This is a genomic window from Lentzea xinjiangensis, from assembly GCF_900110955.1.
Lineage (GTDB): Bacteria > Actinomycetota > Actinomycetes > Mycobacteriales > Pseudonocardiaceae > Lentzea > Lentzea xinjiangensis.
The window spans coordinates 25,242-43,770 of record NZ_FOFR01000020.1 but is presented as its reverse complement, the minus strand read 5'-3'; the positions used below and the strand labels follow the sequence as shown (position 1 = coordinate 43,770).

General features: G+C 72.7%; 16 protein-coding genes. 7 read left to right on the top strand and 9 right to left on the bottom strand.

The window, feature by feature from the left end; genetic code table 11:
• Positions 1–6: 6 nt before the first annotated feature.
• The 3 genes from BMW88_RS32110 to BMW88_RS32100 are packed head-to-tail and all read right to left on the bottom strand — an operon-like array spanning position 7 to position 3,442.
• Entirely contained in the window at positions 7–2,406 is a 2,400-nt protein-coding gene (locus tag BMW88_RS32110) for a helix-turn-helix transcriptional regulator (RefSeq protein WP_089958164.1), read from the bottom strand.
• Positions 2,407–2,459: 53 nt separating this feature from the next.
• Positions 2,460–2,768: an AzlD domain-containing protein gene (locus BMW88_RS32105; protein ID WP_089958161.1), complete on the bottom strand. Its 309-nt coding sequence runs from the start codon at positions 2,766–2,768 to the stop codon at positions 2,460–2,462.
• Positions 2,747–3,442 (bottom strand): AzlC family ABC transporter permease, encoded by a 696-nt coding sequence (locus BMW88_RS32100; RefSeq protein ID WP_089958159.1) that lies wholly within the window; start codon positions 3,440–3,442, stop codon positions 2,747–2,749. The genes BMW88_RS32105 and BMW88_RS32100 overlap by 22 nt, the downstream gene beginning before the upstream one ends.
• 11 nt (positions 3,443–3,453) lie before the next feature.
• On the opposite strand from BMW88_RS32100, the gene BMW88_RS32095 reads away from it, so the two are divergent.
• Together BMW88_RS32095 and helR are read left to right on the top strand one after the other, a co-directional pair.
• Positions 3,454–4,053 carry a helix-turn-helix domain-containing protein gene (locus BMW88_RS32095; RefSeq protein WP_089958156.1) on the top strand — a complete coding sequence of 200 codons (600 nt, stop codon included), beginning with the start codon at positions 3,454–3,456 and terminating at the stop codon, positions 4,051–4,053.
• 130 nt (positions 4,054–4,183) lie between these two features.
• Positions 4,184–6,352: an RNA polymerase recycling motor ATPase HelR gene (gene helR, locus BMW88_RS32090; RefSeq protein ID WP_245778192.1), complete on the top strand. Its 2,169-nt coding sequence runs from the start codon at positions 4,184–4,186 to the stop codon at positions 6,350–6,352.
• A gap of 108 nt (positions 6,353–6,460) precedes the next feature.
• On the opposite strand, the gene pdxS is transcribed toward helR, so the two are convergent.
• On the bottom strand, positions 6,461–7,354 hold the full coding sequence (pdxS, locus tag BMW88_RS32085) for a pyridoxal 5'-phosphate synthase lyase subunit PdxS (RefSeq protein WP_089958153.1): 894 nt from the start codon (positions 7,352–7,354) through the stop codon (positions 6,461–6,463).
• Positions 7,355–7,600: 246 nt separating this feature from the next.
• On the opposite strand from pdxS, the gene BMW88_RS32080 reads away from it, so the two are divergent.
• Complete coding sequence (locus tag BMW88_RS32080) at positions 7,601–9,655, top strand: elongation factor G-like protein EF-G2 (protein ID WP_089958405.1); 2,055 nt, start codon at positions 7,601–7,603, stop codon at positions 9,653–9,655.
• An 82-nt stretch (positions 9,656–9,737) separates the two neighbouring features.
• On the opposite strand, the gene BMW88_RS32075 is transcribed toward BMW88_RS32080, so the two are convergent.
• Genes BMW88_RS32075 through BMW88_RS32065 form a run of 3 tightly spaced genes read right to left on the bottom strand, consistent with a single transcriptional unit; the run spans position 9,738 to position 13,126 of the window.
• Positions 9,738–10,355 carry a class I SAM-dependent methyltransferase gene (locus BMW88_RS32075; RefSeq protein WP_089958149.1) on the bottom strand — a complete coding sequence of 206 codons (618 nt, stop codon included), beginning with the start codon at positions 10,353–10,355 and terminating at the stop codon, positions 9,738–9,740.
• Positions 10,356–10,364: 9 nt separating this feature from the next.
• Positions 10,365–11,846: a CoA-acylating methylmalonate-semialdehyde dehydrogenase gene (locus tag BMW88_RS32070; RefSeq protein ID WP_089958148.1), complete on the bottom strand. Its 1,482-nt coding sequence runs from the start codon at positions 11,844–11,846 to the stop codon at positions 10,365–10,367.
• On the bottom strand, positions 11,843–13,126 hold the full coding sequence (locus BMW88_RS32065) for an aspartate aminotransferase family protein (protein WP_089958145.1): 1,284 nt from the start codon (positions 13,124–13,126) through the stop codon (positions 11,843–11,845). The genes BMW88_RS32070 and BMW88_RS32065 overlap by 4 nt, the downstream gene beginning before the upstream one ends.
• Positions 13,127–13,249: 123 nt before the next feature.
• Between BMW88_RS32065 and BMW88_RS32060 the strand changes: the two genes are divergently transcribed.
• Positions 13,250–14,842: a PucR family transcriptional regulator gene (locus tag BMW88_RS32060; protein WP_089958142.1), complete on the top strand. Its 1,593-nt coding sequence runs from the start codon at positions 13,250–13,252 to the stop codon at positions 14,840–14,842.
• A 33-nt stretch (positions 14,843–14,875) separates the two neighbouring features.
• Here the strand turns inward: BMW88_RS32060 and BMW88_RS32055 are convergent, their stop codons facing one another.
• The gene (locus BMW88_RS32055; RefSeq protein WP_089958140.1) at positions 14,876–15,322 is read right to left on the bottom strand and encodes a hypothetical protein; all 447 of its coding nucleotides are present in this window, start codon (positions 15,320–15,322) and stop codon (positions 14,876–14,878) included.
• A gap of 593 nt (positions 15,323–15,915) precedes the next feature.
• Here BMW88_RS32055 and BMW88_RS32050 point away from each other — a divergent pair.
• From BMW88_RS32050 to BMW88_RS32040, 3 genes are all read left to right on the top strand, one after another.
• Positions 15,916–16,590 carry a hypothetical protein gene (locus tag BMW88_RS32050; RefSeq protein ID WP_089958137.1) on the top strand — a complete coding sequence of 225 codons (675 nt, stop codon included), beginning with the start codon at positions 15,916–15,918 and terminating at the stop codon, positions 16,588–16,590.
• Between the two features lie 67 nt (positions 16,591–16,657).
• A complete protein-coding gene (locus BMW88_RS32045) occupies positions 16,658–17,266 on the top strand; it encodes a class I SAM-dependent methyltransferase (RefSeq protein WP_089958403.1) in 609 nt (202 codons plus the stop codon).
• Positions 17,267–17,317: 51 nt separating this feature from the next.
• Positions 17,318–17,821, top strand: a complete 504-nt coding sequence (locus BMW88_RS32040; protein ID WP_143116375.1) for a hypothetical protein — start codon at positions 17,318–17,320, stop codon at positions 17,819–17,821.
• On the opposite strand, the gene BMW88_RS32035 is transcribed toward BMW88_RS32040, so the two are convergent.
• Positions 17,802–18,503, bottom strand: coding sequence for an alpha/beta hydrolase (locus BMW88_RS32035; RefSeq protein WP_089958132.1), 702 nt, complete (start codon positions 18,501–18,503; stop codon positions 17,802–17,804). The two genes, BMW88_RS32040 and BMW88_RS32035, sit on opposite strands and share 20 nt — an antisense overlap.
• Between the last annotated feature and the right edge of the window lie 26 nt (positions 18,504–18,529).

The following is an 18,529-nucleotide window of genomic DNA, read 5'->3' as shown; positions in this document are numbered from 1 at the left end:
TGCGAGCTAACCGGCCAGGCGCAGAGCACGCGCGAGCTGGTCGCGCCCGTCGATGCCGAGCTTGCGGTAGACCTTGGTGAGGTGGATCTCGACGGTCCGAAGCTGCACGAACAGCGCGGCGGCGATCTCCCGGTTCATCTTGCCCTCGGCGGCCAGCGCGGCGACGCGGCGCTCGGACTCCGTGAGGCCGGCGGGCCCGGCGGCCAGCTCCTGGCGGATCTCCTCCGCCAGCTCCTCGACGCCGCAGTCGTCGGCGAGGTCCACCGCCACCCGCAGCTCGGCGCGCGCCGGCTTGACCCGGCCGGCCAGGTGCAGCGCGCGGCCGAGCGCGAAGTGGCTGCGCGCCCGTTCCAGCACCGCGCCGGTGGGGGCCAGCAGACCGACCGACTCCTCCAGCAGGGCGATGCCTTCCGCCCCGCGCAGCACGCCCTGCTCCCTCAGCGCGGCGGCCAGCGGCAGCACCGCGCCGGTCGAGCGCGCCAGGCACTCCTCCGCGGCGAGGTGCTCCCCTCCGAGAGGCAGCCGCCACGACAAGCCGTCGCGACCGCGCGCACGCAGCCGCTCACCGCAGTCCAGCAGGTCGCGCACGCCGTCCTTGCGCCGCCCGGTCGCGATCCGCACGCGTCCCCGCGCCGCCAGCAGCGCCGGTGCCCCGAACAGGTCGGGCACCTCGCCGGGCACGGCGTCGAACACCTGCGAGGCCGCCTCGACCTCGCCCATCTCCAGCAGTGCCAGCGCGAGCTCCGCCAGTGCCGTGAAGACCGGCGTGGACAGCCGTGCCGCGCCGCAGCCCTCCAGCAGCGTCAGCGCCTCTCGGGCGTCGGACTCGGCGCCCGCCAACCGGCCGAGGTCCCGCAGGCACGCTGACCGCGCCGTCAACGCCGCCGCCACGCACGGCCGGTGCTGCCACCTCCTCGCCACGGTCAGCGCACGGTCCACGCGCGCGTACGCAGCGGCTAACTCACCACGCTGCCGCACCGAGGCGACCGCGCGCAGGAACGGGTCGAACTCCGAAGGCGCCGCGGGCACGACGTCCGGGTCGCCGACCGAGTCCGGCTCGACGGCCGGCTCCTCTCCCAGCAACGCGAGCAGCCCCTGCAACGCCGGGTGCGCGGGGTCGGCCTCGCCCAGGTGCTCCACGGCCGCCGGGACGTCCACGTAGGACTCCGCCTCGCCGAGTTGCGCGAGCAGCCGCGCCGATCCCGGCTCGCCGAGCGCCCGGCGCAGGAACCGGACGGCGTCCGCGACCCGGTTGCGGGTGCGGGCCCGTCCGGCGGCGGCCACCAGCACCTCGGTCGCCCACTCCTCGCCCAGCGGCCGGGTCTGCGCCAGGTGCTCGGCCACGGCCTCGGCCGACGCGCCCGTCTCGACCAGCAACCGCGCCGCGGCGGCGTGCAGGTCCTGCCGCTCGGTGATGGTCAGGTCCTCGCGCAAGGTGTTGCGCAGCACGGGGTGCAGCAGAGCGCCGTCCGCCGACAGCAGGCCCATCCGGTGCAGCGAGGAGATCGTCCCGGCGAGCTCGCCCGCCTCGGTGCCGATCAGCTCGGCGACCCGCGGCAGCGTGACCTCGCCGCCCAGCACGACCAGCGCGTGCAGCGCGTCGAGGGCGTGCGGGGCGAGGCGGCGGAGGCGGACGTTGACGGTCGGCAGCAACGCCGGGGCGACCAGCCCCTCGACCTGGTCGGTGTAGGCGCGCAGGAGGTTGAGCAGCAGCAACGGGTTGCCGCCCGCCTCGGCGCGGCAGCGCGCGACGAACTCGTCGTCGACCGGCCGCCGCAGCTCCTGCTCAACCAGCGCCCGCGTCCCGTCGAACGACAGCTCGTCCAGGCGGATCTCGCCGGCGCCGGCGGCGAGCAGCTCCTCGAGCGTCTGCGGCGCGGTGCACCCCTCGCCCGCGCCGACCCCCGCCAGCGCCAGGACCGGCAGGTGCTCGATGCGGTGCGGGACGGTGCTGAGCCACTGCAGCGACGGCTGGTCGGCCCACTGCGCGTCGTCGACGACGATGGCGACGGGGCGTTCGGCCGCCATCCGCGCCAGCGTGCGGTGCAGGGCGTGCAGCTCGGGCAGCGTGACCGGGCCGGGTTCGGCGAGCACGTCGGACTGGCCGAGTGCGGCGGCGATGCGCGGCAGGTGCTGGACCTCCTCACCGGCCCCCACGCAGACGAAGAGCCTGCTGACCAGCCCGAACGGCAGGTCGCGCTCCAGGTAGCTGCCCCGTGCCGCCAGCACCGTGAACCCGTGCCGCGCTGCCAGCTCGCGCGCGGCCGTGAGCAGGGCCGTCTTGCCGGTGCCCAGTCCCCCGGTGACCACCAGGAGGTGCCCGTCGCCCCCCGCCGCCGCGGTGAGGGCCTCCGCCAGCGCGGACGTTTCCCGGTCCCGCCCGACCACTCCAGGTTTCGCCGCCATGCGCCCATCTGAGGGCGGGCGCCCATCACCCCCCTATCGCGCAGGCATCACCCCTATGCCACCCCGGCCATCCTCAGCCCCGCGGTGGTGAGCGCCGCCAGCACGATGACGGCGACGAACGGCAGCTTGCGCCACGCCGCGAGCCCGCCGACCAGCACGCCGATCGCCAGCGCCCAGCCGCCGAACTGCTTGCCGTTCGTCAGCGCCGAGATCACCACCAGCGCCAGCAGCAGCACGGTCGCCGACGCGGACATCAGCTCACGCGCCTTCTCCGGCAAGGTGACGCGGTCACGCAGCAACGGACCGACGAACCGAGTCGCGAAGGTCCCCACGGCGAGGATCAGGATTGCGGTGACGGGCACGGCTTCTCCTTCTTGGTCCGGAACGCGACCAGCCCGGCGAGCGCGAGCAGCACCGGCAGGCCAGGGGGCAGCAACGGCGTGGTCGCCAGCGCGATCACGGCGCCGACGAGCGCCGCGTTGCGCGTGGCCGCGTCCTTCAGCGCCGGGAGCGTGAGCGCGAGCAGGGCCGCCGGGAACGCCGCGTCCAGCCCGAACGTCATCGGGTCGCCGATGGCCTGCCCGGCGAGCGCCCCGGCGAGCACACCGGTGTTCCAGCAGAAGAACAGCGCCACGCCGCACGCCCAGTACGCCGCACGCGCTCTCGCGGGATCCTTCTGCGCCATCGCGAAGGCCGTGGACTCGTCGCTCATCAGGTGGCTGCCGACGATCCGCGCGAGCGGGCTCTTGCCCAGCACGTCCCCGATCGCGAGGCCGAACGGCAGGTGCCGCGCGTTGAGCACCAGCCCGGCCAGCACCGCGGCGGCGGGACTGCCACCGGCGGCGACGATGCCCACGGCCATGAACTGCGAGCCGCCCGCGAAGACCAGCAGCGACATCAGCACCGGTGTCCACCACGGCAGGCCGGCGCCCACCGAGATCGCACCGAAGGAAGCGCCGGTGACCGCGGCACCCAGTGCGACTGCGGTGACGTCACGCAGAAGCACAGCATCAAGAGTTCGCCATATCGAACGCATCACCCATTACGATGAACATCAGACGGGTGTTCGTCAAGGCGAACGGATGGACTTCTGTGTCGAACGCACCACTCGATCTCATCGCGGCCAACCTCCGGCGTGAGCGCGACCGCACCGGCATGTCGCTGACCGAGGTGGCGAAGAAGGCGGGCATCGCGAAGTCGACGCTCTCGCAGCTCGAGTCCGGCGCCGGCAACCCCAGCGTGGAGACGCTGTGGGCGCTCGGCGTGGCACTGGGCGTCCCGTTCAGCCGGCTCGTCGAACCCTCCGTGCCGCGCGTGCAGGTGATCCGCCGCGGCGAGGGGCCGATCATCCACTCGGAGCTCGCGCACTACTCCGCGACCCTGCTGGCCGCGTGCCGTCCGGGGACCAAGCACGACATCTACTGGCTGGCACTCGAACCGGGCGGGGCGCGCGAGTCGCTGCCGCACGTGCCGGGCAGCGTCGAGCACATGGTGGTGGCGACGGGGCGGTGCCTGGCGGGGCTCGCGGACGACCCGGTCGAGCTGGGCCCCGGCGACTACATCGTCTACCCCGGCGACCTGCCGCACATCTGCAAGGCGCTGGAGCCGGGCACGACCGCGGTGATGGTCATGGAGCACACCGTCTGAGGCCGCGATCGGACGAGTGGCGCTGCTCTCCCGCCCACTCCACCGTATAGCAGAGAGGGGGCCTTGCCACAAGGCCCCGGGCGTAGCTCAGAATCATCGGCCTATGCCAACTCAGGCGCTTGGGGAGCACGTGGGGTACGAAGAAGAACTGCAGTCCGAGCGTGAGTACGTGGCAGGCCTGTACGCGCGGCTCGACGCCGAGCGCGCGCGGGTCAAGGCCGCCTACCGGTCGGCGCTGGGTGGCACCGGCGAGACCGCCATGGAACGGGACAACGAGGTGCGTGCCCGGCACCGCGAGATGAAGCGGCTGAACGTGGCCGACTACGGCCTGTGCTTCGGCAGGCTCGACAGCGCCGACGGCGACGTGTCCTACATCGGCAGGATCGGCCTGCTCGACGAGAAGAACGACTTCGAGCCGGTGCTGCTCGACTGGCGGGCGCCGGCCGCGCGCCCGTTCTACACCGCCACCGGCGCCCACCCCGAGGGGATGAGCAGGCGCCGCCAGTTCCTCACCCGGCGCCGCGCGCTGACCGGCTTCACCGACGAGGTGTTCGGCAGGCTCGGCGAGGAGCAGGGCGACGTGGCGCTGCTGGAGGCGTTGAACGCGCCGCGCGGCGAGGGTATGCGCGACATCGTGGCCACGATCCAGGCCGAGCAGGACGCGATCATCCGGCTCGACCACCCCGGCGTGCTGGTGATCGAGGGCGGCCCCGGCACCGGCAAGACCGTCGTGGCGCTGCACCGCGTCGCATACCTGATGTACACGCAACGAGAGCGCATGGAACGGCACGGCGTGCTCGTCGTCGGCCCCAACCCGGCGTTCCTCGACCACATCGGGCGGGTGCTGCCCTCGCTCGGCGAGTCCGACGTGGTCTTCACGACCACCGGCGGCCTCCTGCCGGGCCTGTCGGTGACGGCCGAGGACGCTCCGGAGGTCGCCCGGCTCAAGGGCTCGCTGAAGATGGTGGACGTGCTCAAGGCCGCCGTCGTCGACCGGCAGCGGCTGCCGGTCGAGCCGATCCCGATCACGATGAAGGACGTGGTCGTCCAGATCACCCCGGACGTCGCCGAGTGGGCCCGGCAGGAGGCGCGCGACAGCGGCCTGCCGCACAACGAGGCCCGCGCGGTGTTCCGCGAGATCGTCACGTACGTCCTCACCGAACGCGCGATCGGCCGCATCGGGAAGGGCTGGATGTCCCGGTCGGACAAGCAGGCCTGGGAGGACATGCGCTCCGGGCTGGTCAAGGACCTGTCCGACGACGAAGCGTTCATCGGGGCGCTCGACGCGCTGTGGCCCGTGCTGACGCCGTTCGAGCTGCTGGGCGAGCTGTACTCGACGCCGGAACGCCTGGCGGCCGCCGGTGGCGACCCGTCCCTGCACCGCGCGGACGGCGAGGCCTGGACGGTCTCGGACGTGCCGTTGCTCGACGAGCTGCACGACCTGCTGGGCCGCGACGGCGCCGAGCAGGCCGCGGACCAGGCCGCGACCGCGGAACGCCAGGCCGAGGCGCGCTACGCCGCCGAGGTGCTCGACAGCCTCATCAACCGCGCGGACCACATGGACGACGAGGACCACCTCTTCGCCACCGACATGCTGTTCGCCGAGGACCTGGCCGAGCGCTTCGAGGATCACGACCAGCGCACGCTCGTGGAGCGCGCGCTGGCGGACCGCGGCTGGACCTACCGGCACGTCGTGGTGGACGAGGCCCAGGAGCTGTCCGAAATGGACTGGCGGGTGCTGATGCGCCGCTGCCCCGGCCGTTCCTTCACGGTCGTGGGCGACCTGGCGCAGCGCCGCTCGGCGGCGGGAGCTAGGTCGTGGGACGAGGTGCTCCAGCCGTACGTGCCCGGCCGCTGGGAGTACCGGTCGCTGACGGTCAACTACCGCACCCCGGCGGAGATCATGGCCGTCGCCGCGCGGGTGCTGGCCGAGTTCGCGCCGGACGTGCGGGCGCCGGAGTCGGTGCGCTCCAACGGTGTCCAGCCGTGGGCGCGGCAGATCAGCGCCGCGGAGCTGCCCGCCGCGATCGAGGAGTTCACCCGCGAGGAGGCGGCGCTGGAGGGCACCAGCGTGGTGATCGGACCGCCCGGCGTGCCCGGCACGGTGCCACCGGCGCAGACCAAGGGCCTCGAGTACGACTCGGTGCTCGTCGTCGCGCCGGAACGGATCCTCGCCGGGCCACGCGGCGCGGCCGAGCTGTACGTGGCGCTGACCCGCGCCACCCAACGACTCGGCGTGCTGCACCACGACCCGTTGCCGGCCGCGTTGTCCGGTCTCGCCACAACCGTGACGACCTGACGTTCCGCGGCTCGCGGTGCTCGCCGACCCGGCGCCGGCTCGCCCACGAACGGCGGAGGGCGCATCCCGAACGGGGATGCGCCCTCCGGCCCGCTTCGGCGGAAAGACCTACCAGCCGCGCTCGGCCAGGCGGTGCGGCTCCGGGATGTCGTCGACGTTGATGCCGACCATGGCTTCCCCCAGGCCGCGCGAGACCTTGGCGATGACGTCCGGGTCGTCGTGGAAGGTCGTGGCCTTCACGATGGCCTCGGCGCGCTGGGCCGGGTTGCCGGACTTGAAGATGCCGGAACCGACGAACACGCCCTCGGCGCCGAGCTGCATCATCATCGCGGCGTCGGCCGGGGTCGCGATGCCGCCGGCGGTGAACAGCACGACGGGGAGCTTGCCGTTCTGCGCGACCTCCTTGACCAGCTCGTACGGCGCCTGGAGCTCCTTGGCGGCGACGTAGAGCTCGTCCTCGGGGAGGTTCTGCAGGCGGCGGATCTCCTGGCGGATCCTGCGCATGTGCGTGGTGGCGTTGGAGACGTCACCGGTGCCGGCCTCGCCCTTGGAGCGGATCATGGCCGCGCCCTCGGTGATGCGGCGCAGGGCCTCGCCGAGGTTCGTCGCACCGCACACGAAGGGGACGGTGAACGCCCACTTGTCGATGTGGTTCGCGTAGTCGGCCGGGGTGAGCACCTCGGACTCGTCGATGTAGTCGACGCCGAGCGACGCGAGGACCTGGGCCTCGACGAAGTGGCCGATGCGGGCCTTCGCCATCACGGGGATCGAGACGGCGTTGATGATGCCGTCGATCAGGTCCGGGTCGCTCATCCGCGCGACGCCGCCCTGGGCGCGGATGTCCGCGGGCACGCGCTCGAGGGCCATGACGGCGACGGCGCCGGCGTCCTCGGCGATCTTCGCCTGGGTGGCGTCGACCACGTCCATGATCACGCCGCCCTTGAGCATCTCGGCCATGCCGCGCTTGACGCGGGCGGTGCCCGTGACCTGATCAGTGCTCACCTGGGCAACCTTTCACGAGGGGAAGTCTGGGTGAACTCATCCTATGTCTGACGTGGCCACCTCTCCCAAGCCACTGGAGGCCGGAACCAGAAGGCCACTTCTCGATCAACCGCAGGTCGTGAGCCGTGCCACTCGCGCCGAACGCGACGCACGTTCTGAGCGCGGAGGCGTCCACTCGGGTCCCCGCACTTGTCCCTGGAGGTGAACGGGTGTGAGATCGGACACTACGACTTGACGGAGGTCGTCATGGGAAGCAAGCACTCCGACAACGGGACACCGGCAGGCGCGGTCGCTGTGGACGACCCGGCCAAGGTCCGCAACGTCGTGCTCGTCGGCCCGTCCGGCGCGGGCAAGACGACGCTCACCGAGGCCCTGCTCGCCACCACCGGCGTGCTGACCCGCGCGGGGTCGGTCACCGAGGGCACCACGGTCTGCGACCACGACCCCGCCGCCGTGCGGCAACAACGATCGGTGGGCCTCGCCGTGGCCCCGATCCAGCACGGGGACATCAAGATCAACCTGATCGACACCCCCGGATACGTCGACTTCGTGGGAGAGCTCAGGGCGGGGTTGCGGGCCGCGGACGCGGCCCTTTTTGTTGTCAACGCCTTCGAGGGCGTCGACGCGGCCACCATCGCGCTGTGGGAAGAGTGCGCTCTCGTCGGCATGCCGCGCGCTGTCGTCATCACACGCACCGACCACCACCGTGCGGACTTCGCGTCCGAAGTGGTCGCTTGCCAGGCGGCGTTCGGTGCGGGCGTCGTGCCGTTGTACGTGCCGGAGGGCGATCGGCTGGTCGGCCTGCTGACGTCCGGTGAGGACCACCCGGACGAGCGCGCCGCGCTGATCGAGGGGATCATCGCCGAGAGCGAGGACGAGACCCTCATGGACCGCTACCTCGCGGGTGAGGAAATCGATCAGGACACCCTGATAGCCGACCTGGAGACCGCCGTGTCACGCGGTGCCTTCCACCCGGTGATGCCCGTGTGCGCCGCGACCGGCATGGGCCTGGCAGAGCTGCTGGACGGCATCGCGCGCGCGTTCCCGTCACCGCTGGAGCACGAAGTGCCGTCCGTGACGTCCGTCGACGGCATCCCGCAACCCCGCATGGCCCCCGACCCGGACGGGCCACTCGTCGCCGAGGTGGTCCGCACCGCCGTGGACTCCTACGTCGGCCGCGTGTCGTTGGTCCGCGTCTTCTCCGGCACCCTGCGCCCCGAACGCCCCGTGCACGTCTCCGGTCACGGCATGGCCGACCGCGGTCACGAGGACCACGACGCCGACGAACGCGTGGCGCACATCTACTCCCCGCTGGGCGCGTCCCTGCGGGAGGTCCCGTACTGCGTGGCCGGCGACCTGTGCGCGCTGACCAAGCTGACCACCGCCGAGACCGGCGACACCGTCTCCGCGCCCGACCGCCCGCTGCTGATGGCCCCGTGGGACATGCCCGAACCGCTGCTGCCCGTCGCCGTCGTCCCGCGCACCCGCAGCGACGAGGACAACCTGGCCCGCAACCTGAACCGGCTCGTCGCGAGCGACCCGACGCTGCGCCTGGACCGCAACGCCGAGACGCACCAGATGGTGCTGTGGTGCATGGGCGAGGCGCACGCGGACGTCGTGCTGGCCCGCCTGCGCGCCGGCGGCGCCGAGATCGACACCGAACCGGTGCGCGTGCCGTTCCGCGAGACCTTCGCGGCACCCGCGAAAGGCCACGGCCGGCACGTGAAGCAGTCCGGGGGCCACGGCCAGTACGCGGTGTGCGACCTCGTGGTGGAACCCCTGCCCCACGGCTCCGGCGTCGAGTTCGTCGACCGGATCGTCGGCGGCGCGATCCCGAACCAGTTCATCCCGTCGGTGGAGAAGGGCGTGCGCGCCCAGCTCGAGAAGGGCCTGCACGACGGCATCCCCGTCGTCGACGTGCGCGTGACCCTGGTCGACGGCAAGGCGCACTCGGTCGACTCGTCGGACGCGGCGTTCCAGACCGCGGGCGCGCTGGCGTTGAAGGAGGCCGCCGCCGGGCGCACCCGCTTGCTGGAGCCGGTGGACGAGGTCGCGATCCGGTTGCCCGACGAGCACCTCGGCACCGTGCTCGGCGACCTGTCCGGACGGCGCGGCCGGGTGCTGGGGACCGAGGCCGGCGAGGGCGGCCGCACGCTCATCCGCGCCGAGGTGCCGTCGTCCGAACTGCTCCGCTACGCGATCGAGCTGCGGGCGCTGACGTCCGGCACCGGCACGTTCACGCGCCGGTTCGCGCGCTACGACCCGATGCCGGAGGCGATGGCGGCGCGGGCCGGGAGGTAGCCGCGCCGTGCGGGCGGGCCTTCCGCCGCCGCGAAGGCCTCCCGCGGTGCCCGCGGGACCGCGAACCGCCCGCGGAGACCGGCTACTCGGCGCGCGCCAGCAGGTAGCACCGATCACTCGGGTGCTCGACCGCCGGATCGGGCGCCCGGTCGAGCCGGGCCGTCACCACGAGCCCCGCCTCCGCCATCGCCCGCGTCTCCGCGCCGGGGTCGAGGAAGCGGAAAGTCAGCTCGACCTCGTTGCCCCACCATTGCGTCAGCGTTCTCTCCCGCCCGGCCGGGGTTTCCGCATCGCGCACGTGGAAGGCGACCAACGCGTGCCCGCCGGGCCGCAACACCCGCGCGAACTCCCCGTACGCCGCCGCGCGTTGCCCGGTGTCCAGGTGGATGACCGCGTACAGGCAGATGATCGCCGACATCGAGTGCGAGCGGAACGGCAAGGCAGTCATGTCCCCCGCGCACACGGGCACCTCGGCGTGCGCGCACATCCGTGGTGACAGGTCGACGCCGACGACGGGCACGCGATCGGCGAGATGCGCGGCCACGTGACCCGGCCCGCAGCCGACGTCCAGGACCTGGCCGTCCGCCAGGTCGACGACCACGTCCAGCAGAGCGCGGTCCAGCGGCTTCCCGGTGAGCTCGCCGCTCAGTTCGGCCGCGTAGCGCGCGGCGACGAGGTCGTACGAGCGGCGAGTGCTCACCGGGCCACCCTAGGTGTTCTGCGGGAAACCCAGGTTCACCCCGCCGTGTGACGGGTCGAGCCACCGCGAGGTGACCACCTTCGACCGCGTGAAGAAGTGCACGCCGTGCGGCCCGTAAGCATGCGAGTCGCCGAACAGCGAATCCTTCCACCCGCCGAACGAGTAGTAGGCCACCGGCACGGGGATCGGCACGTTCACGCCGACCATGCCGACCTCGACCTCGTTCTGGAACCGCCGCGCCGCCCCGCCGTCGTTGGTGAAGATGGCGGTGCCGTTGCCGTACCTGTTCGCGTTCACCAGCGCGACGGCCTCGTCGTAGGTGTCGCAGCGGACCACGGACAGCACCGGGCCGAAGATCTCGTCCGTGTAGATCGACATCTCCTGGCCGACGTGGTCGAACAGCGTCGGGCCGAGCCAGAAGCCGCTCGCCTCGCCGTCGATCCGGTGGTCGCGGCCGTCCACCACCAGCGCCGCGCCCTCGGCCACGCCCGCGTCCACATAGGACGTCACCTTGTCGCGGTGCGCCCCGGTGACGAGCGGTCCCATCTCGCACGACGGGCCGGCACCGACCTCGACGTCCGCGATCCGCGACGCGATCTTGTCGACCAGCGCGTCGCCGACCGGACCGACCGCCACGACCACCGAGATGGCCATGCAGCGCTCCCCCGCCGAGCCGAACCCGGCGGACACCGCGGCGTCCGCCGCCAGGTCCAGGTCGGCGTCGGGCAGGACGACCATGTGGTTCTTCGCGCCGCCCAGCGCCTGCACGCGCTTGCCGTGCGAGGTGCCGGTCTCGTAGACGTACCGGGCGATCGGCGTGGAGCCGACGAAGGAGATGGCCTTGACCACCGGGTGTTCCAGCAGCCGGTCGACGGCCACCTTGTCACCGTGCACGACGTTCAGGACGCCGTCCGGCAGACCGGCCTCGGCGAACAGCCCGGCGATGAAGTTCGCGGCGGACGGGTCCTTCTCCGACGGCTTGAGCACCACCGTGTTGCCGCAAGCGATTGCGGTCGGCACGAACCACAGCGGCACCATCGCGGGGAAGTTGAAGGGCGAGATCACGCCGACCACGCCGACGGGTTGCTGGATCGAGTAGACGTCCACGCGCGTCGAGGCGTTCTCGCTGAAGCCGCCCTTGAGCAACTGCGGGATGCCGCACGCGAACTCGACCGACTCGAGCGCCCGCTGGACCTCGCCGGCCGCGTCGGACACGACCTTGCCGTGCTCGGCGGAGACGATCCCGGCGAGGTCCCCCTTGCGGTCGTCCAGCAGCTCGCGGAACTTGAACAGCACGGACGAGCGCTGCGCCAGCGACGCGGTGCGCCAGGACGCAAGCGCTTCCGCGGCCGCGTCGACCGCGGCGTCCACTTCGGACGCGGACGCGAACGCCACCTGCGCCGCCACCCTGCCGGTCGTCGGGTCGTAGACGTCGCCGACCCGGTCCGGCTCGGCGTCCCAGGGCTTGCCGGCGATCCAGTGCCCGATCATGCGCGCTCCACCGCCCGCGCCAGGATCCCCAGCGCCTCTTCCAGCTCGTCCTCGGTGAGCGTCATCGGCGGGGCGAGCCGGATGACGTTGCCGTGCAGGCCACCCTTGCCCACCAGGAGCCCGAGCGCCTTCGACTCGTTCAGCACCGTGGTCGCCGCACCGGGGCTGGGCTCACCCTCGGGGCCGACGAGCTCGATGCCGACCATCAGGCCCTTGCCGCGCACGTCGCCGATGACGGGGTGCTTCTCGGCCAGCTCGCGCAGCCCGGCGAGCAGCCGCGAGCCGAGCTTGGCCGCGTTGGCCTGGAGGTCGTGGGCGAGCAGGTACTCCACGGTGGCGAGCGCGCCCGCCGTGGAGAGCGGGTTGCCGCCGAACGTGGAGATGGAGTTGGCGTTGATCGAGTCCATCAGGTCGCCGCGCGCGACGACGCCGCCGATCGCGAGGCCGTTGCCGAGGCCCTTGGCGAACGTCATCGCGTCCGGCACCACGTCGTGCGCCTGGATGCCCCAGAAGTGCTCCCCGGTGCGGCCCCAGCCGGTCTGCACCTCGTCGGAGACGAGGAGGATCCCGTACTCGTCCAGCACGTCCTTGAAGGCGCGGAACAGGCCGTCGGGCGGTGAGGTGAAGCCGCCGACGCCCTGGATCGGCTCGACGATCATGCACGCGACGTCGCCGGAGGTCGTGGTCTCGATGACCTCGCGCAGGTCCTCGACGCAGGCTTTGACGTAGTCCTCGTCGCCCAGGTGCCGGAAGGGGCCGCGGTAGCGGTAGCCGCCGTGCACCCAGCTCACCTTGATCGGCGACAGCGCCGACGCGGACCAGCCGCGGTTGCCCGTGACGGCGACCGTGGCGAACGCGCGGCCGTGGTAGCTGTTGCGCAGGGCCAGCACCTGTTCGCTGCGGCGGGCCTGGGTGGCGAGCATCAGCGCGGTCTCGTTGGCCTCGGTGCCGGAGTTGGTGAAGAACACCTTGGCGTCCGGGATGCCGGAGAGCTCCGCGATCTTCTCGGCCAGCTCGACCTGCGAGCGGATCAGGTAGAGCGTCGAGCTGTGCAGGACCCCGGTGCCGAGCTGGGCGCGAACCGCGTCGCTGATCTCCGCGACGTCGTAGCCGATGGCGTTGGTCAGGATGCCCGCGAAGAAGTCGAGGTAGGTCGTGCCCTCGCGGTCGGTCACCCGCCGCCCGCTCGCGCTCGCGATCTCGATGGGCTCGTCGTAGTAGAGGGCCAGCCAGTCCGGCATCACCGCGCGGTGCCGTGCCAGCAGCTCCTTGTGGGCCATCACGTCCTCCAGGGTCCCGCACCTTGCCGAAGAAGACCGGTACAGCGGAGTGTGGTGGCGCGCGGTGCCCACCGCCATGCACAACCTGTACCTGGATCGGCTGGTTGGCATTACGTTGTGTCCATGTACCCGACGGTCGCCGAAGTGGTCGCGCTGCCGGTGATCCGGCAGGGGAAGCCACGCCTGGTGGCGGGATCGGCCGGTCTGGCCCGCCGGGTCCGCTGGGTGCACGTGGCGGAGATCGCGGACATCGCGCCGCTGCTGCGCGGAGGCGAGCTGGTGCTCACGACCGGCGTGATGCTGCCCGAGTCCGGCCTCGCCCGCTACGTCGAGGAGCTGGCCGCCGTCGGGTGCGCGGGGCTGGTCGTCGAACTGGGCCGGCGGTGGCGCGACGACGTGCCGGCCGCGCTGGTCACCGAGGCGGAGCGGCACGGTCTCCCGCTCGTCACGCTGTCGGAGGAGACGAAGTACGTGGCCGTGACCGAGGCGGTCGTCGGTCTGATCGTGGACGCCCAGCTCGCCGAGCTGCGGGCCGCCGAGCAGGTGCACGAGACGTTCACGGCGCTGACCGTCGCCGGGGCGGAACCCGCCGAGGTGCTGCGCGAGGTCGCCCGCACGTCCGGGCTGCCGGTGGTGCTGGAGACGCTCGGCCACGACGTCCTGGCCTACGACGCGGCCGGGTACGACCCCGTCGCGCTGCTCGACGACTGGGCGGCGCGCTCGCGGGCCGTCACGGTGACCGAGCGCACCGCCTACAACGCGGCGTCCGGCTGGTTGATCACCATCGTCGGGGCGCGCGGGGCGGACTGGGGACGGCTCGTGCTCGTCTCACCGGAGCCGCCGCCGCACCGGCACGTCGTGGTCGCCGAGCGCGCTGCTTCGGCGTTGGCCGTGCATCGGCTCGTGGCGCGTGACCGCGAGTCACTGGAACGGCAGACGCACCGGACGCTGCTCGCGCAGCTCCTGGGCCAGGCACCGCAGTCGCCGGACCTGGGCGCGCGGGCGGCCGCGCTGGGGGTGCCGCTGGAACGGCGGCAGCTCATCGGCGTGGCGGTCCGGCCGGTGTCCGTGCTCCAGGGGCAAACGCTTGCCACGCAGGAGGTCCTGCGCGACCTCGCCGAGGCGACCGCACTGGCCGGACGGCGGGTCACGGTCGCGGCACTGGTCGGCGTCGTCGACGACACGTCCGTGCGGGCGTTGCTGTCGGTGCCCGTGACCGTGGGCGTGGAAGGGGTCCTGCGCAAGGTCGCGCGCGAGGTCCACCGGACGGCCGCGGCGCCCGTGGTGATCGCCGTCGGCACGACCGTGACGTCCACATCGGACGTTCGGCGGTCGCTGGGCGAGGCCGCGCACGTGGCCGGCGCCGCGTTGCGGGCACCGGGATCGCAGCTCTACCACCGGCTCGACGACGTGCGGCTGCGCGGGCTGTTGCACCTGCTGCGCGACGACGAGCGGATGCGGGCCTTCGCCGACCGCGAGCTGGGGCCGTTGCTGGCGCGGGACACCGCCCAGGGCTCACGGCTCGTGGAACTGCTGCGGTGCCTGTGCGAGAACGGCGGCAACAAGTCCGCGGCCGCCGCGGCGGCACACCTGTCGCGAACGGCGTACTACCAGCAGCTTGCGCGGATCGAGCAGGTGCTCGGCGTCTCGCTGGAAGACCCGGAGTCCCTGCTCTCCCTGCACGTAGCGCTGCTGGTGCACGAGATGGGCCCGTGAGCGCGCACGGGCCCATCGTCCAAGGGGTGCGACTCAGCCGTTGATCGTGGGCAGCATGCCCGTGATCACGTGCGGGTTCGGCACCACGTTGCCCCCGGCCACGTTGGACAGGACCGGCGGCTTCGGCCGCAGGTTGTCGACGTTCGCGGTGCCCGGCAGCGACTGGGGGTCCGGCAGCCCCGCGATGGCACCCAGGTTGGGGTGCGGAACCTTGCGCTCCTGCGCGCCGGCGGTGGACGGCAGAGCGGGCGCCTGCACGTCGCCGAGGACGGGCGCGACGACCGTCGGGAGCTGGAGCGTGTCCGCGGCGTCGAGCGGGTTGCCGAGCGGCGTGGCGCCGTTGAGCAGCTGGTCCGCGCCGACCCCGGGCAGACCGCTGTTCAGCTGGGGCACCTCCGCGGCGTTGGCCGAGCCGGCGAGCAACGGGGCGGCACTGGCGGCGAGAAGAGCGGCGGCACGGAACAGTCCGGAACGAGACACAGTTTTCCTCAATCTGGTTTTGGGGACCGATCTTCGTTTCCATCGGCAGATTCGGTTCGCACATTGACCCGCTCGATCGGGTGGTCCGGGTTTGAACCTCGCGCCACAGGAGGTCCTGCGACCGTCAACGGCCCGCTGTGACTCCGGTGACCTGGTCAAAGCAAGTTGACCCGGCGGCCCGCACCGCGCCATGACTTCCCTTGAGGCCCTTGGGGACGCGCGGCGTGCGGATCACTCTTGGTACACGCCAGCCGACGTTCAACACCTCTATCAGGTGAGTCGCTGCGTCAGCTCGGTCTCTCGTGGGAGGAGGTCCGATGAGAACTGTCCCGTTCAGACTCCCGGCCGCGGCTCGTCCCGGCGCTCGACGGGCCCGATCCGGTCCACTTTGGAGCAGGCTGCCCCGTCCACGAGAGCTGATCGGACCGGCACGGGCCGACGGCCGACCCGTGCGGTCGGGCTGGGGCGGTCAGGGCCACGCGCCGGTTCGCCGACACGACCCGGACGGTCAGGGCGACATGATCCGGTGGAGCGTTTCGCCGCAAACGTTGTTCCTCTACGCTGGCAGGCCTTCCGAGAGCAGGAGGCCACGCGTGACCCGACCTCCGCCGCCGGACCCACCACCCGACGTCCGGAACGGCATCGAGAACAGCACCGTGAGCGGCCAGGCCGTGCAGGCAGGGGCGATCTACGGTGGTGTGCACTACTACAACGTGAACGTGCCCGTCCCGCCGCCCGCCATGCCCGTGGCGCCGCCGGTCCAGCCGGTCCAGGCGGTGCCGCTGGTCCAAGCAGTGCCGCTGGTCCAGGCAGTGCAGCGTGTCCCAGCACGACGCCGCTCCGCAGCGGCGAGGACCGTCGCCGGTTGGGCGGCCTCACTGCTGCCGGTGTTCCTCGTGGCCGCGGCGGTCGGTGGTGTCGCCGACGAAGTCGCCGCCGGGGCGGGCATCGCCGTGCGGCTGCTCGTCGTCGTGGCGGTCCTGGCCCTCGGGACGACCGCGGCCGGCATCTCGGCGGCGCTGTCCGGCCGAGGCATCGCGGAGCTGTTCGGGTGGGTGCTCGACAGGACGACATCGCGCCATCTCGCGGCGCTGTCCACGAGAACGCTCGTCATCGTCCTGCTGTGCGTGTCCGCGGTGTGGTTCGCCGGCCTGGCCACGGAGCTGGTCAAGCCGGAGGCCCCGAAGAGCGGCGGTGCCACCGGCGCGCTGGTCTTCCTCGCCGTCCTCGCGGCCCAGGCGGGCCGGGTGGTCGCACGACGCCGATGAGCCCGGTCCCGCCGCTTCCCCACCGGGCGGAGGGGCGAGGCGGCCGGGGAGCTGAGAAGGTGTGGTCATGTCCGCTGACGACGACGCCCGCCGGTTGCAAGCGGCGAACCCGGCCGGGTGGTTCGAAGACCTCTACGCCGAGGCCCGCGCCGGCACGGCCTCCGTTCCCTGGGACCAGCCGCACCCGCAAGCGCACCTCGTCGAGTGGGCCGCCGGCGTCGACGGCACCGGTCGTCGCGCCCTGGTCGTGGGCTGCGGGTACGGCCGCGACTCGGAGTTCCTGGCCTCGCTGGGGTTCGACGTGGTCGCGTTCGACATCTCCCCCACCGGGATCGCCACCGTCCGGGCGCGCTACCCGGACTCGGAGGTCTCGTACGTCGTCGCCGACCTGCTCGACCCGCCCGCCGCGTGGCACCGCGCGTTCGACCTGGTCGTCGAGAACATGACGGTGCAGGCGCTGCCGGTCGACCTGCACCCGGCGGCCACCGAGCGCGTCGCCTCGCTGACCGGCTCGACGCTGCTGGTGCTCGCCGTCGCCCGCGAGGAGGGACCGGTGCCGGACGGGCCGCCGTGGCCGCTGACGCCGTCGGAGATCGAGGCGTTCGGGACCGACGGGCTGTCGGCGCGGTCGGTGCGCCGTGACGGGGGCCGCTGGGTCGCGGAGTTCGTGCGTTAAGTGGCCATGAACTGGCCACTTATGACGAACTTCGGCCGCTTAGCGTGAATCATGCTCGTTCGTCGGATGGTCGCCCGCCTGCTCGACTGGCTGCTGGTGCTGGTCGTGGTGTGGCCGTTGGTCCACGAGCCGGTGCTGGTCGTGCTGTGCGCCGCCGGGTACGACGCACTGCTGCTGCGCCTGAACACCCTCGGCAAGGCCTTGACGGGGCTGCGGGTCGTGGGCCCCGCGTCCGGCCTCAGCCTCCGGCGGGCACTGGCCCGCACCCTCGTCACGACCGCGCTGCCCGGTGCGGGCGGGGTGCTCGTGCTGACCGGTCTGGGCTGGCGGGAACCGGCGCTGACGGCGGGCCTGGGCTGGCAGCAGCCGCGGATCGTGGCCGGTGAGCACCTGACCGTCGTCTCCGCGGGGTGGCTCGCGCCGTTGTGGCTGGTGGGCGGGCTGGTGCTGCTCGTGCTGTCCGCCGTGGAGTCGCTCGACCTGCGCGGCACCCGGACGTGGCACGACCGCAAGTCGGGCACGGCCGTGGTGCGCCTCAAAGCCGGGAGCCGATGAACCGCAGCGCTTCCGGCAGGACCCTGCGCCAATAGCCGTCGTCGTGGCCACCGTGCTCGAACGACCCCTCGGCTCCCACCGCGCGGGCGAGGTCGCGTGCCGCTTCGTGGAACGGGTCCTCCCGGCCGCACCAGATCCCGGTGGGTGAGCGGATGCGGTCCGCGTGGCGCAGCGGCTCGTGGGCCTCCCAGACCTCGGGGGACGCGAACCCGGCGACCCGCTGGGCGTCCTCCCAGCTCGGGAACACCGCGGGGCTGATCGCGGCCACCGCCTCCAGCGGCCGCCGGGACGCGATGTCCAGCACGCCGAACCCGCCCATCGACACGCCCAGGGCGGCGTCGAACGGCACGGGCGGCACGAGGTCCACCCAGTAGTCCTCGCCACCGTCGAGAACCGCGCACCGCAGGGGCGCGCCGTGGAGGAACCGCGGCAGCCCGAGGTCCTGCCACCAGCGGACGCTCCCGCCGCGGCCGTGCAGCACGAGCACGACCGGGCCCGTCGTGCCCATCCACGCGCCCCACGGCCCGGGCCGCACGGGGACCGGCGGCACGTCGGGGACCACGCCGTCGGGACCCGTCCAGCCGAGGAGCCGGCGGCCGCGCGGGGTCAGCGCGCCGCCGACGCCCACCGCCGCGGCCAGGCCCGCACCGCCCAGCAGGACCGCCCGCCGCGTGACCCCCATACCACCGACTCCCGAAGCACAATGTG